At 43.8% G+C, this 13,161-nt stretch carries 10 protein-coding genes; 8 read left to right on the forward strand and 2 right to left on the reverse strand.

The genetic code is table 11. The annotated features are described in order from the left end of the window. Window positions 1–975, forward strand: a complete 975-nt coding sequence (cysB, locus tag VSA01S_RS04015) for an HTH-type transcriptional regulator CysB (protein WP_039982446.1) — start codon at window positions 1–3, stop codon at window positions 973–975. Window positions 976–985: 10 nt separating this feature from the next. Then, window positions 986–2,191, forward strand: coding sequence for a methyltransferase (locus tag VSA01S_RS04020; protein ID WP_039982456.1), 1,206 nt, complete (start codon window positions 986–988; stop codon window positions 2,189–2,191). A 161-nt stretch (window positions 2,192–2,352) separates the two neighbouring features. On the opposite strand, the gene ald is transcribed toward VSA01S_RS04020, so the two are convergent. Continuing rightward, a complete protein-coding gene (ald, locus tag VSA01S_RS04025; RefSeq protein ID WP_039982445.1) occupies window positions 2,353–3,477 on the reverse strand; it encodes an alanine dehydrogenase in 1,125 nt (374 codons plus the stop codon). A 156-nt stretch (window positions 3,478–3,633) separates the two neighbouring features. On the opposite strand from ald, the gene lrp reads away from it, so the two are divergent. The 5 genes from lrp (at window position 3,634) to serS (ending at window position 11,217) form a co-directional block, all read left to right on the forward strand. Continuing rightward, window positions 3,634–4,128: a leucine-responsive transcriptional regulator Lrp gene (gene lrp, locus VSA01S_RS04030; RefSeq protein WP_021709498.1), complete on the forward strand. Its 495-nt coding sequence runs from the start codon at window positions 3,634–3,636 to the stop codon at window positions 4,126–4,128. Between the two features lie 154 nt (window positions 4,129–4,282). Then, window positions 4,283–7,702, forward strand: a complete 3,420-nt coding sequence (locus VSA01S_RS04035; RefSeq protein ID WP_039982444.1) for a DNA translocase FtsK 4TM domain-containing protein — start codon at window positions 4,283–4,285, stop codon at window positions 7,700–7,702. A gap of 112 nt (window positions 7,703–7,814) precedes the next feature. Then, on the forward strand, window positions 7,815–8,390 hold the full coding sequence (lolA, locus tag VSA01S_RS04040) for an outer membrane lipoprotein periplasmic chaperone LolA (RefSeq protein ID WP_371860755.1): 576 nt from the start codon (window positions 7,815–7,817) through the stop codon (window positions 8,388–8,390). Window positions 8,391–8,456: 66 nt separating this feature from the next. Then, window positions 8,457–9,746, forward strand: coding sequence for a replication-associated recombination protein A (locus VSA01S_RS04045; RefSeq protein WP_371860756.1), 1,290 nt, complete (start codon window positions 8,457–8,459; stop codon window positions 9,744–9,746). A 163-nt stretch (window positions 9,747–9,909) separates the two neighbouring features. After that, entirely contained in the window at window positions 9,910–11,217 is a 1,308-nt protein-coding gene (gene serS / locus VSA01S_RS04050) for a serine--tRNA ligase (protein ID WP_039982442.1), read from the forward strand. 365 nt (window positions 11,218–11,582) lie between these two features. Here serS and VSA01S_RS04055 read toward each other — a convergent pair whose 3' ends face one another. Then, window positions 11,583–12,794 carry an IS91 family transposase gene (locus VSA01S_RS04055; RefSeq protein ID WP_083932298.1) on the reverse strand — a complete coding sequence of 404 codons (1,212 nt, stop codon included), beginning with the start codon at window positions 12,792–12,794 and terminating at the stop codon, window positions 11,583–11,585. Between the two features lie 187 nt (window positions 12,795–12,981). On the opposite strand from VSA01S_RS04055, the gene VSA01S_RS04060 reads away from it, so the two are divergent. Continuing rightward, the coding region (locus tag VSA01S_RS04060) for a hypothetical protein (protein ID WP_147052668.1) at window positions 12,982–13,161 on the forward strand (180 nt) is incomplete at its 3' end.

A 13,161-nucleotide genomic window follows, 5' to 3' on the forward strand; every position in this document is an offset into this window, starting at 1 on the left:
ATGAAACTGCAACAACTGAAATACATTGTTGAGGTCGTTAACCACAACTTAAATGTATCTGCAACAGCTGAGAACCTATACACATCTCAGCCTGGTATCAGTAAACAAGTTCGCTTGTTAGAAGATGAGTTAGGTATTCAGATATTCGAAAGAAGTGGGAAGCATTTGACCCATGTGACTCAAGCCGGCGAGGACATTATCCGAATTTCTCAAGAAATCTTGGCTCGAGTGGAGAGTATAAAAGCCGTCGCAGGTGAGCACACACATCCAGAGATGGGAACACTGAATATTTCCACGACTCACACACAAGCTCGTTATGCTTTGCCGAGTGTTATAAAAGGCTTCACTGCTCGTTATCCAAAAGTTTCCCTGCATATGCACCAAGGAACACCGTCACAAATGTCAGAGGCAATTGCAAAAGGTACCGCTAATTTTGCGATCGCAACGGAAGCGTTGCATTTATATCAAGATGCAGTGATGCTGCCTTGTTACCATTGGAATCGTTCAATAGTGGTTACTAAAGATCACCCATTGGCGAGAAAGACGCAAGTAACACTACATGACCTTGCAGCGTATCCATTAGTGACTTATGTGTTTGGGTTTACTGGCCGCTCAGAGTTGGACACGGCATTCAATCGAGAAGGGCTAACACCACGAGTTGTCTTTACAGCAACCGATGCTGATGTGATTAAAACTTATGTTCGAATGGGTATCGGTGTCGGGGTAATTGCGACTATGGCTTTTGACCAAGAGCTAGATGAAGGTTTAGTTGCTATTGATGCCAGCCATTTATTCGGCGCTAGCACAACGAGCATTGGTTTTCGACGTGGTACTTTTTTGCGTTCATATATGTATGACTTTATGGAACGTTTTGCCCCTCATTTAACTCGCCCAGTGGTAGAGCAAGCCACCTCATTAAAATCTAATGCTGAAATTGAAGAAATGTTCAGAGATATTGAACTTCCTCAAAGGTGATCTCAAAATGATGAAAAGACGATTTGAATCAATAAACCAAAACTTGATTAAATATCAAGACCTTTGGCGATTCGAAGCGTTTGCCTTAAGTATAGACTCCAAATTTCCTTGGCAACATAACCATGCAGAATTATGCCAGTGGCTCGCGAGTTTAACGGCTGAACAAATTGAATGCTTAAAAGCTGACCCTGCAAGTGTTCAGGATATTATCGTAAAGTGGTTGCCTGAATTAGAGCAACTGGCGCTTCTTAGTGAGCTTAAACCGCTGCCTTTACATGGCTTAAAATTACAAAGGGGTCTAGATAGCGGTATTCCTGGGCGTAAAATGGAACAAATTCAGTCGATGGGCGAAGCCGCTATTTTGCATCATCAAGGAGAAGAGTGGCTGGAATGGTGTTCTGGTAAAGGTTATTTAGGTCGCATATTAACTACGCAAACTGGGCAAGCTGTTACAAGTTTTGAATTTCAACAAACATTATGTGAAACGGGACAAGCCTCAGCTGATGCTCATAATTGGAAAATGCATTTTATCCAAGGTGATGCATTTGACTCACAAGTACAAAAAATATTCAAATCTAAACAGCATGCGGTTGCTTTACATGCTTGTGGTGATCTGCATGTAAAGTTATTGGAATATGGTTGTGAAACCCGTTTAGCTGCAATGACAGTATCACCTTGCTGTTACCATTTGATACAAGCAAAAAACTATCAACCGCTGTCTTTTGAAGCTCAAAACTCGTCATTGATACTGTCAAAGCAAGAATTAAGAATTCCTTTGCAACAAACAGTAACAGGTGGTGAACGTGTTCATCGACACCGTCAACAAGAAATGGTTTTTCGCTTGGGGTTTGATTTGATCACAAAGCAAGTACTTAATTTTAAACAGTACCAACCAGTACCAAGCATTCGAAAGTCACAACTTAGTGAAGGGTTCGAGTCATTATGTCACTGGGCTGCAGAGTACAAAGGATTGACTTTAAAGCCTGATATTGACTTTGACTATTTTGAGAAAAGAGCAATTGAACGCTTTTGGCAAATGGAGCGGCTAAGTTTGGTACAACTAGTGTTTCAAAGGCCTTTGGAAGTATGGTTAGCTTTAGATAAGGTTCTATTTTTAGAATCTCGTGGTTATCAAGTGACCTTGTCAGAATTTTGCTCTAAGTCAATCACACCGAGAAACATTTTGATTTGTGCTAACTTGAAGACGGCTTGTTAGTGTTAGTCAATATTTGTTTCTGATACCAAATCGTTCTAAATAATAGTTATCTAAGTGAGCATATTTTTTAAGTAAAAAAGAAGCCCAAGTAAAGTGAATCATTTGGGCTTCTTTTAAATAAATTTTTTGAAATGATGATCTTACGTTATTTCAATAATACTTTAGTTAAACATTTCAATTGCTTTAGCGGGCTCTACATACTCTAAATCAAAGCTTTCAGCGACTTCTTTGCAAGTCACTTTACCGTGAATGACGTTTAGCCCCTCTAAGAAGCCTTTATCTTCAAGGAGCGCAGTACGGTAGCCTTTGTTAGCCAGTTTAACGATGTATGGCAGAGTTGCATTGTTCAGCGCGAATGTAGAAGTGCGTGCAACCGCACCTGGCATATTTGCAACACAGTAATGGACTACGTCATCAACAACATACGTTGGTTCTGCGTGTGTGGTTGCATGGGAAGTTTCGAAACAACCACCTTGGTCAATGGCTACGTCAACAACAGCCGCACCGGTTTTCATTTTTGAAATGTGCTCTCTTGTGACGAGTTTTGGTGCTGCCGCACCAGGAATCAGCACAGCACCAATAACTAAGTCAGCTTCAACAACATGCTTTTCAATCGCATCTTCAGTTGAGTAAACAACTTTAGCACGGCCTTGGAATTCTTCATCAAGTTTGCGTAATGTATCAACATTACGGTCAAGAATGGTAACATCAGCACGAAGGCCAATCGCCATGCGAGCTGCGTTAGCACCAACTACGCCACCACCGATAACGACCACTTTTGCTGGCTCAACACCAGGTACACCACCTAAAAGCAGACCACGACCACCGTGTGATTTTTCCAAAGTTTGCGCACCGGCTTGGATTGACATACGTCCCGCGACTTCTGACATTGGTGCTAATAGTGGCAAACGGCCTATAGAATCTGTTACAGTTTCGTATGCGATACAGACAGCTTTACTCTTGATTAGCTCATCAGTTTGTGGAAAATCTGGTGCTAAGTGTAAATAAGTAAATAAGATTTGCCCTTCGCGAAGCATTGCTCTTTCGATAGCTTGGGGTTCTTTTACTTTTACAATCATGTCTGCTTGCGTGAAAACGTCTGTAGCATTAGGAAGAATGGATGCGCCGACAGCGATGTAATCATCATCTGAAAACCCGATACCAGCCCCTGCGTTAGTCTCGACTAGCACTTGGTGGCCATGTGAGATAAGTTCTCTTACGCTAGCGGGGATCATGCCCACTCGGTATTCGTGGTTTTTAATTTCCTTAGGTACACCAATGATCATCCTGTATCCTCTTTCTATAATGGTTGTATTAACTGTATGTAGGGTGTTATTGTCGAATTAATATCTAGTATAGAACTAGATTTGTAAAATTTGGCACCAAATATTAAGAAGTTGTAGTATATTTTTTTGCAAGGAAGTAATAAGGTGGAATAAAAAATGGTAGATAACTACAAAAAGCCGTCTAAGGAACTAGACCGTATCGATCGCAATATTCTCAATGAACTGCAGAAAGATGGTCGTATTTCAAATGTAGAACTCTCGAAACGTGTCGGGCTTTCTCCAACTCCATGTTTGGAGCGAGTGAGACGTTTAGAGCGTCAAGGCTATATCACGGGGTATACCGCGTTACTCAATCCTCAATTTCTCGATGCTTCGTTGCTTGTGTTTGTCGAGATTACCTTGAATCGCGGCGCTCCCGATGTGTTTGAGCAGTTTAATACTGCCGTTCAGAAGTTAGATGATATTCAAGAATGTCACCTTGTTTCAGGAGACTTCGATTATCTGCTGAAAACTCGCGTTGCAGATATGAGTGCGTATCGTCGTTTGTTGGGGGACACATTACTTCGTTTACCAGGTGTGAATGATACGCGTACCTATGTCGTAATGGAAGAAGTGAAGCAATCTAGCCAGCTTGTGATTAAAACCCGCTAATTTTTTGTCATGAAAGTAAGATAGTTTCTGCTTTCTGCATAGAAACGTTGGGTTTTTCTCTTTGATATGGTTAAATCAAAAGTACGAGCGGTTTTATACCGCTCGATAATTTTCTAATTCGTAGATTGTTTCAATTCCATATTCAAGTTGATTTATGTTCAAAGAGAGCGCAAAGAAAGTCGAAACCATTATTAAAACCAATGAAGAACCTCAAGCACGTCGTTTGGATGGCTTCCAACGTTTGAAAGAGTGTTGTTTAATTGTTGGTATTCTAAGCTCGGTGTTACTTGCCGTTGCTTTATTTACATTCAGTCCTGCCGATCCTTCTTGGTCTCAAACGGCTTGGGGAGGTCAAATTGACAACGCAGGTGGCTTGTTCGGAGCTTGGCTAGCTGACACATTATTCTTTGTATTTGGCTCTCTGGCTTACTTATTACCTTTTCTTTTCACGGCGGGTGCGTGGGTTCTTTTCCGCAAACGTTCAGCAGATGAATCTATCGATCTCATGCTATGGGGAACGCGTTTACTGGGTTTAGCTATTTTGATTTTGACCAGTAGCGGACTTGCTGATCTCAACTTTGATGATATTTGGTATTTCTCTTCCGGTGGTGTTGTTGGTGATGTTCTAACCAGCCTTGCCTTACCGACACTAAATGTTCTTGGCACTACACTCGTCTTGCTATTTTTATGGGGAGCAGGTTTTACCCTGTTTACAGGTATTTCTTGGCTAAGAATTGTTGAATGGTTGGGTGAAAAGGCGTTTTCTGTGACTTCAGCGTTGGTTAATAAGATCCGAGGCAATGGTCAAGAAGTATTAGAGCCTCAGCTTGAAAAGTTTAATGACCAAGAGATGAGCGCAGAAGCTTGCAATGACCACATGGCTGGCACCAATAATAGGGAAGCGAACTTTAGCGATATCGAGCTTGATGAATCAGAGCTCTCTCCACATTTCAAATCGGTAACAGAACAAGAAAAATCAGCTGAAAAAGCATCAGCACAAGGCTATCCAATTTACATGCCTCAATCGATAGCTGAAGCAGCACCAACTTCTGCTTCAAATCAGGCAGAATCTGTGACACCACAAGCGAACATCGCTTCACCTCAGACTCCTGCTTCTCATCAACAGGTGCAGTCTACCAACGAGGCATCAAGCCAGACATCAACTGAAACGGTTGACCCAAATGTTGACAGAACAAAACAGCTTAATGTGACGATTGAGGATTTAGAAGCGGCGGCACAACAAGCTGATGATCTCGCTTCTGAAGAACTGCTTTCTGGTTCCTCATCGGTTGCTCAAGAGCCGCTGATTTCTTCGTCACTTCAAGCGCCGAATCACTTTGAATCGAGAACGTATCAAGACACTTCGCGAGTGGAGGTTGATGAAACTATCAGTTCGGAACCGCTAATTAATACAGAACAATTAAGTAATACACCAAACAGTGACACACTTATCAGCCGCACAGCTGTTGAGCGTTCATCTATTGGTGAGTCTTCACCAACAGACCGCCACGGATTGAGCAGCGCTTCACTCGATAATGAAGAAAAATGGGATGAACAGCTGACGCATTCAGAGCAGCCTGTGCATTCAGCTCTAAACCAGTTTGAGCCACTTACGGAGAATATTGAGAAACAAGAGGTTGTTTTGCCAGTGTCAGAAGCGGACAATACGACTCAACATACTGAAAATGTGTTTACAACAGAACAAGAGTGGCAGCAACAAAACACCGATGAGTATTCATCATTTCAACCAACTATGGCTCAAACTGCTGAGGTGAAGTCTGAACCGTCACCAGTTCATTCTGAATCTGCTCAGTATTCTGAATCCGTGAATTCTGAGCCATCAGCGCAGTCAGAATCACCAGTTCAATTAGAACAATCGGTGACTGAGAATGCAGCTGCTTCTGCTGCGGGCATCGCAACTGAAGTTGGCTCACCGCTTGACTCTCAAGTTATTGAAGAAGTGCAACCTGGAGACCAAGATGTTGCTGCATTCCAGAACTTAGTCTCTAGTGCACAAGCTAAAGTGACTGCAAAGCAAAACCCATTCTTGGTTCAGCAAGATCTTAACCTGCCGGTACCAGAAGAACCATTACCAACTTTAGAGCTTTTGTATCACCCGGAAAAACGTGACAACTTTATTGATCGTGATGCTTTAGAGGATGTAGCGCGATTGGTGGAAAGCAAGCTAGCAGATTACAAGATCAAAGCCGATGTGGTTGGCATTTACCCTGGTCCTGTGATTACCCGATTTGAACTTGATTTAGCTCCGGGTGTGAAAGTCAGCCGTATTTCTGGTCTATCAATGGACCTTGCTCGAGCCTTATCTGCTATGGCAGTGCGTGTGGTCGAGGTCATTCCGGGCAAACCTTACGTCGGCTTAGAGCTGCCAAATATGAGCCGCCAAACGGTATTCTTGTCTGACGTTATCAGTAGCCCTCAATTTGAGCAAGCCAACTCACCAACGACGGTTGTTCTTGGTCAAGATATTGCAGGTGAAGCTGTCATTGCGGACATTGCAAAAATGCCTCACGTCTTGGTCGCTGGTACCACTGGTTCTGGTAAATCGGTGGGCGTTAACGTGATGATCTTAAGTATGCTTTATAAAGCTTCTCCTGAAGATCTGCGCTTCATTATGATTGACCCGAAAATGCTAGAGCTTTCGATCTATGAAGGCATACCGCACTTACTTGCTGAAGTGGTCACGGACATGAAAGATGCTTCCAATGCACTTCGTTGGTGTGTCGGTGAGATGGAGCGTCGTTATAAGTTGATGTCGGCGCTTGGGGTTCGTAATGTGAAAGGCTTTAATGAAAAGCTTAAAATGGCTGCTGATGCTGGCCACCCAATTCATGACCCATTTTGGCAAGATGGCGATAGCATGGATGCAGAGCCACCATTGCTTGAAAAGCTGCCTTACATTGTTGTTGTTGTCGATGAGTTTGCTGACTTAATGATGGTCGTGGGCAAAAAAGTTGAAGAATTGATCGCACGTTTGGCGCAAAAAGCCCGTGCAGCTGGCATCCACTTGATTCTGGCGACTCAGCGCCCATCGGTAGATGTTATTACTGGTTTGATCAAAGCTAATATTCCAACTCGTGTCGCGTTTACAGTATCTACGAAAACAGATTCTCGAACTATCCTTGACCAAGGTGGTGCAGAGTCACTATTGGGTATGGGTGATATGCTTTACTTACCGCCGGGCTCCAGCCATACCATACGTGTTCACGGTGCATTTGCATCGGATGATGATGTGCATGCAGTGGTGAATAACTGGAAAGCTCGTGGTAAGCCTAATTACATTGATGAGATCATCAGTGGTGATCAAGGTCCAGAAAGTTTGTTGCCCGGCGAGCAAGCTGACTCTGAAGAAGAGATGGATCCATTGTTTGATCAGGTTGTGGAGCATGTTGTGCAATCTCGCAGAGGCTCCGTTTCTGGTGTTCAACGTCGATTCAAGATAGGCTACAACCGAGCCGCTCGGATTGTTGAGCAGTTAGAAGCTCAAGGTATAGTCAGCTCACCAGGACATAACGGTAACCGGGAGGTCCTTGCTCCAGCACCTCCGAAAGATTAATGAACTTGTCCAGCTCACCTCAGTCCAACTGAGGTGAGTCGTTTTAACAATAGGATTTTTAATGAAAAAACTTGTTTCAGCAACGCTTGTTCCAGCGCTTGTTTTCTGTTCGATGTTTCTCTCTACGGCCTCTGCCTCGTCTGCAAAAGAAGAACTCAGTCAGCGCTTGGCCAAAAATGATGGGTTCCGTGCTAATTTCTCTCAACAGGTGATCAGCCCTGAAGGCGATACCGTGATGGAAGGCGAGGGAACGGTTGAAATTGCACGTCCTAATCAATTCCGTTGGAGTACGACCCTTCCCGATGAAACCTTACTTGTTTCTGATGGCCAAACACTATGGTATTACAGTCCATTTATCGAACAAGTCAGTATCTATAAGCAAGAGCAAGCAACCGAGCAAACGCCATTTATTTTGTTAACACGTAACCGTGCGAGTGATTGGGATAACTATAAAATCTCTCAACAAGGCGATCAGTTTACCCTTACCCCGACTGCAGTAGATTCTACCCAAGGACAATTTCAGATTAATATTGATGTGAAAGGGATGGTAAAAGGGTTTAATGTCCTTGAGCAAGATGGTCAAAAAGGGTTGTTTACTTTTAATAATGTAAAACTGGGCAAACCCAAAGCAGATCACTTCACTTTCACAGTTCCAGATGGCGTAGAAGTGGATGATCAAAGGAATTAATTATTAGTGAGTAATTACACATTAGACTTCTCAGGGGATGAAGACTTTCGTCCCCTTGCCGCTCGTATGAGACCAGAAACCATCGAGCAGTATATTGGGCAACAACATATTCTTGGCCCCGGTAAACCACTTCGCCGTGCCTTAGAGGCTGGCCATGTTCATTCGATGATTTTGTGGGGCCCACCGGGTACAGGTAAAACGACTTTGGCTGAAGTTGCAGCAAATTATGCTAACGCTGAAGTTGAACGAGTCTCTGCTGTGACTTCTGGAGTGAAGGAGATTCGTGCAGCGATTGAAAAAGCACGTGAGAATAAAATGGCAGGGCGTCGAACCATTTTATTTGTGGATGAGGTTCACCGCTTTAATAAATCTCAGCAAGATGCTTTTTTACCTCATATCGAAGATGGCACCGTGACATTTATAGGCGCCACAACAGAAAACCCCTCTTTTGAGCTCAATAACGCTTTGCTGTCGCGCGCGCGAGTTTACAAACTGACCTCACTTGATAAACAAGAAATTACCTTGGCGCTTAACCAAGCGATCAGTGACAAACAGCGTGGTTTAGGTAACACACCCGCGCACTTTGTCGATAATGTATTAGACCGTTTGGCTGAGCTAGTGAATGGTGATGCCCGCATGTCCCTCAATTACCTTGAACTGCTCTATGATATGGCAGAAGACAATGTAGAGGGGCAAAAAGAAATTACGCTATCATTGCTCGCTGAAGTCGCCGGAGAAAAAGTCTCTCGTTTTGATAACAAAGGTGATATTTGGTACGACTTGATTTCAGCGGTACACAAATCCATTAGAGGGTCTAACCCAGATGCGGCGTTATATTGGTCAGCACGCATGATCGCGGCCGGGTGTGATCCTTTGTATATTGCTCGCCGCCTGCTGGCCATTGCATCCGAGGATATCGGTAATGCCGATCCACGCGCGATGCAGGTGGCACTGTCTGCATGGGATTGCTTCACTCGAGTAGGTCCGGCAGAAGGGGAAAGAGCCCTTGCTCAAGCGGTTGTGTATCTTGCTTGTGCCCCAAAAAGTAATGCCGTGTACGTTGCTTGGAATCAAGCACTCAGTGATGCTCGAAATCTGCCTGAATATGAGGTACCGCATCATTTACGTAATGCGCCGACTCAATTAATGAAAGAAATGGGCTATGGTGCACAATATCGTTATGCACATGATGAACCGGGCGCTTATGCTGCTGGCGAACGTTATTTACCACCAGAAATGGAAGATCGTCGTTACTACCAACCCACAAATCGTGGATTGGAGAGCAAAATTGGAGAAAAGTTAGAGTACTTGGCTACTTTAGATGCAAATAGCCAGCAAAAGCGCTATGAAAAGTAGGCGTTTTTGGATACATTTATACCTCAATAGCTTCTAGGCATTTATTGAGTCATATTACTCTAAAGCCTGACCAAGATGCTATTTGCTATGGTATACAAATTTTTAACGCTTTTATTGGGAATAATAGAGGCGTGCTTTCACAACAAAAAGCATAGGATTAACAATGCTGGATTCTAAATTACTTCGTACAGAGCTGGATGAAACAGCTGCTAAATTGGCACGTCGTGGCTTTAAGCTAGACGTAGAAACTATTCGTAAACTTGAAGACCAACGTAAGTCGATTCAAGTAGAAGTTGAAAATTTACAATCCACGCGTAACTCCATCTCCAAGCAAATCGGTCAAAAAATGGCAGCGGGCGACAAAGAAGGCGCAGAAGAAATCAAGAAGCAAATCGGTACTTTAGGTAGCGACCTTGATGCGAAAAAAGTGGAACTTGAAGCGGTTATGGCTCAATTAGATGATTTCACTCTTTCTGTACCAAATATCCCAGCAGATGATGTACCAGATGGTAAAGATGAGAACGACAATGTTGAGATTTCTCGTTGGGGTGAACCTAAGTCTTACGACTTTGAATTGAAAGACCATGTTGATTTGGGCGAAATGGGTGATGGTTTAGACTTTGCAAGTGCTGTAAAAATCACGGGTGCACGTTTCATTGTAATGAAAGGTCAATTCGCTCGTTTACATCGTGCTATCGCTCAATTTATGCTAGACCTTCACACGGACGAGCATGGCTACACAGAAATGTACGTACCATATCTGGTTAACTCGGACAGCTTGTTCGGCACTGGTCAGTTGCCTAAGTTTGGTAAGGACCTTTTCCACACTGAGCCTCTCACAGAGAAAGCCAGCGATGAAGAGCCACGTAAACTGTCTCTTATCCCAACAGCAGAAGTACCAGTGACGAACCTGATGCGTGACACGATTTCTGACGAAGCGGACCTACCACTTAAGATGACGGCTCACACACCTTGTTTCCGTTCTGAAGCTGGCTCTTATGGTCGTGATACTCGTGGTCTTATCCGTATGCATCAGTTCGACAAAGTTGAGCTAGTACAAATCACTAAGCCAGAAGATTCAATGAATGCGTTAGAAGAGCTAACTGGTCACGCTGAGAAAGTTCTACAACTTCTGGAACTTCCTTACCGTAAAGTGGTTCTTTGTACAGGTGACATGGGCTTCGGCGCTCGTAAAACTTACGACCTAGAAGTTTGGGTACCGGCACAAGAAACGTACCGTGAAATCTCTTCATGTTCTAATATGTGGGACTTCCAAGCCCGTCGTATGCAAGCGCGTTTCCGTCGTAAAGGTGAGAAGAAGCCTGAGCTTGTACATACACTAAACGGCTCTGGTCTAGCGGTTGGTCGTACGATGGTTGCTATCCTTGAAAACAACCAAGAAGCGGATGGCCGTATTGCTATTCCTTCTGTACTTCAGAAATACATGGGCGGTGTAACACATATTGGTTAATACCAGCCCTAAGCATATTTTCTGAAAGCTATGTTCTTTGAAACTAATGTTGTCGGAAAGTAATGTTCTCTGAAAATAATATTCTCGAAACCCAGCGATTTAGCTGGGTTTTTTTATACCCAAATATCCTGTTACCTATAAGCTCTGGTCGACGGCACCTTGAGGTGGCTTGGATATAAATAACAACGTCTTTTGATAGGTATGAGCTTGATGGTTAGGAATTTCAATCTTAACCATCAAGGGCTTAATCGAAAACAATGAGGCTTTCAGAGGCGCTCATTTCAACAGGACGGTAGGAGTGTGGTTATTTAATAGGCGACCTGATTGCTTTCTCACCCAATTGGCCAAATTTAGATAGACTTATCCTAGGCCACGGACCGAAGTCGCCTTGATTCGCGCATGCTCATTCGACGGTTATCCAGCAGCTCATCATTTTTCGGACCTTTCAGAAAACCTGTAAACACCATTCTTCCTCCGCACAGAACGCACTGGTACGGGTCATTACCTGTAAGCCCTTTGTATTGCTTGCCATACGTGAGGGGCTCTGCCTTTTTCACACTCGTCTTTTCAAGTGCCAAATACACCAGTGGAAGGAGACGGCCCCGCTTTCTGTTGGACAGAAAGCCGTAGTAACGCACCATTTTAAAATGGTGCTGAGGGAGATGACTCACGTACCGTAATATCATCTCTTCCTGTGACAACGCCTTCGTTTTATGGACTCCGTCCCGATGGTCTAGATACTTAAAGACAACCGTACCACCGCTATAATGACGCAGCCTCGATGCCGATATCGGTGGACGCTTCAGGTAACGTCCAAGATAATTGACGGTTTGCTTAAGTACTTTCGTTTTTTTTGCAAAGTGAATGTTCCAGTAACGTTGATATTGACGCTCTAAGAAGCCGTGCCATTGCCGAGCATTCTGAATGTGGCCCGTGCTCGATGTTGATAAATTGAGGTCATCATACTTTTGTCTAAGAAGTCTGATGAGACTGCGTCGCCAGTGATATTCTATGTGCTTCTTTTTAAAATAGATGGGCTTCCAGGTATTGTGCTTATCTAACCCTCCTCGGGTAACCGATAAATGGATATGTGGATGCCAGTTAAGTGCTCGACCATAAGTATGAAGGGCACCGAATATCCCCACCTCAAGGCCATGCTTTTTGGCCCACTTCAGCAGTGTGTCTGCGGCAAGAGAGAACAAATCATTGAGCAGTGTCGGGTTGGCTTCGAAAATGGGCCACAGCTCGCTCGGCATGGTGAACGTGATGTGTTGATGCTCACAGTCCGGCATGACATCAAGTTGAGTGTGTATCCATTGCTCAGTGGCTTTGTTGCCACAAGAGCTGCAAGCCTTTGTCTTGCAGCTTTGGCAGATAACCTTAGTGTGTGGACAGTTTGGTGTGCCGCAATCGTAGTGTTTGGCGCCCATCAGGTTAGTACCGCAAGCCAACATGCGTTCTACGCATGTGATTTGCCAAAGACGGAAGGTATGGGCATGTTTCCACAGCACCTTCTCCCAAGCGTTGTCTTTTTCAAACAGGAGCTTTGTGGCGCGAGGGACGAACTCTTTTTGCATCCGCTGGCGACGCTTAACATTGGAAGAGTGAGTCAATGGAAGACCTAAATAGAAAAGAAAAGCGTATTTTAAACGTCAGGAAATCAATAATGCTGGGAGGGAGGTGGGGCGTTGACCTGCCTATGACACATTTTTGACCCAAAACCGAGTAAAATATAAGGAACAAAATAGACCTGTGAGAATAACAATGACCTTATCAAAACCTAATTTTAATGGACAAACAAGCCCTGATGATTTTGTTTATGCCAAACGGTCTGATGGTACTGAAGACACATCAACCATCATTAGATACAAAGGGAAAAGCAAAAGCGTAACCCTTCCTGATTCAGTGACCACCATTGGGGAGGAGGCGTTTGCATACAACAAG

The sequence above is a fragment of the Vibrio sagamiensis NBRC 104589 genome, assembly GCF_007990935.1.
In the GTDB taxonomy this organism is placed as follows: Bacteria; Pseudomonadota; Gammaproteobacteria; order Enterobacterales; family Vibrionaceae; genus Vibrio; species Vibrio sagamiensis.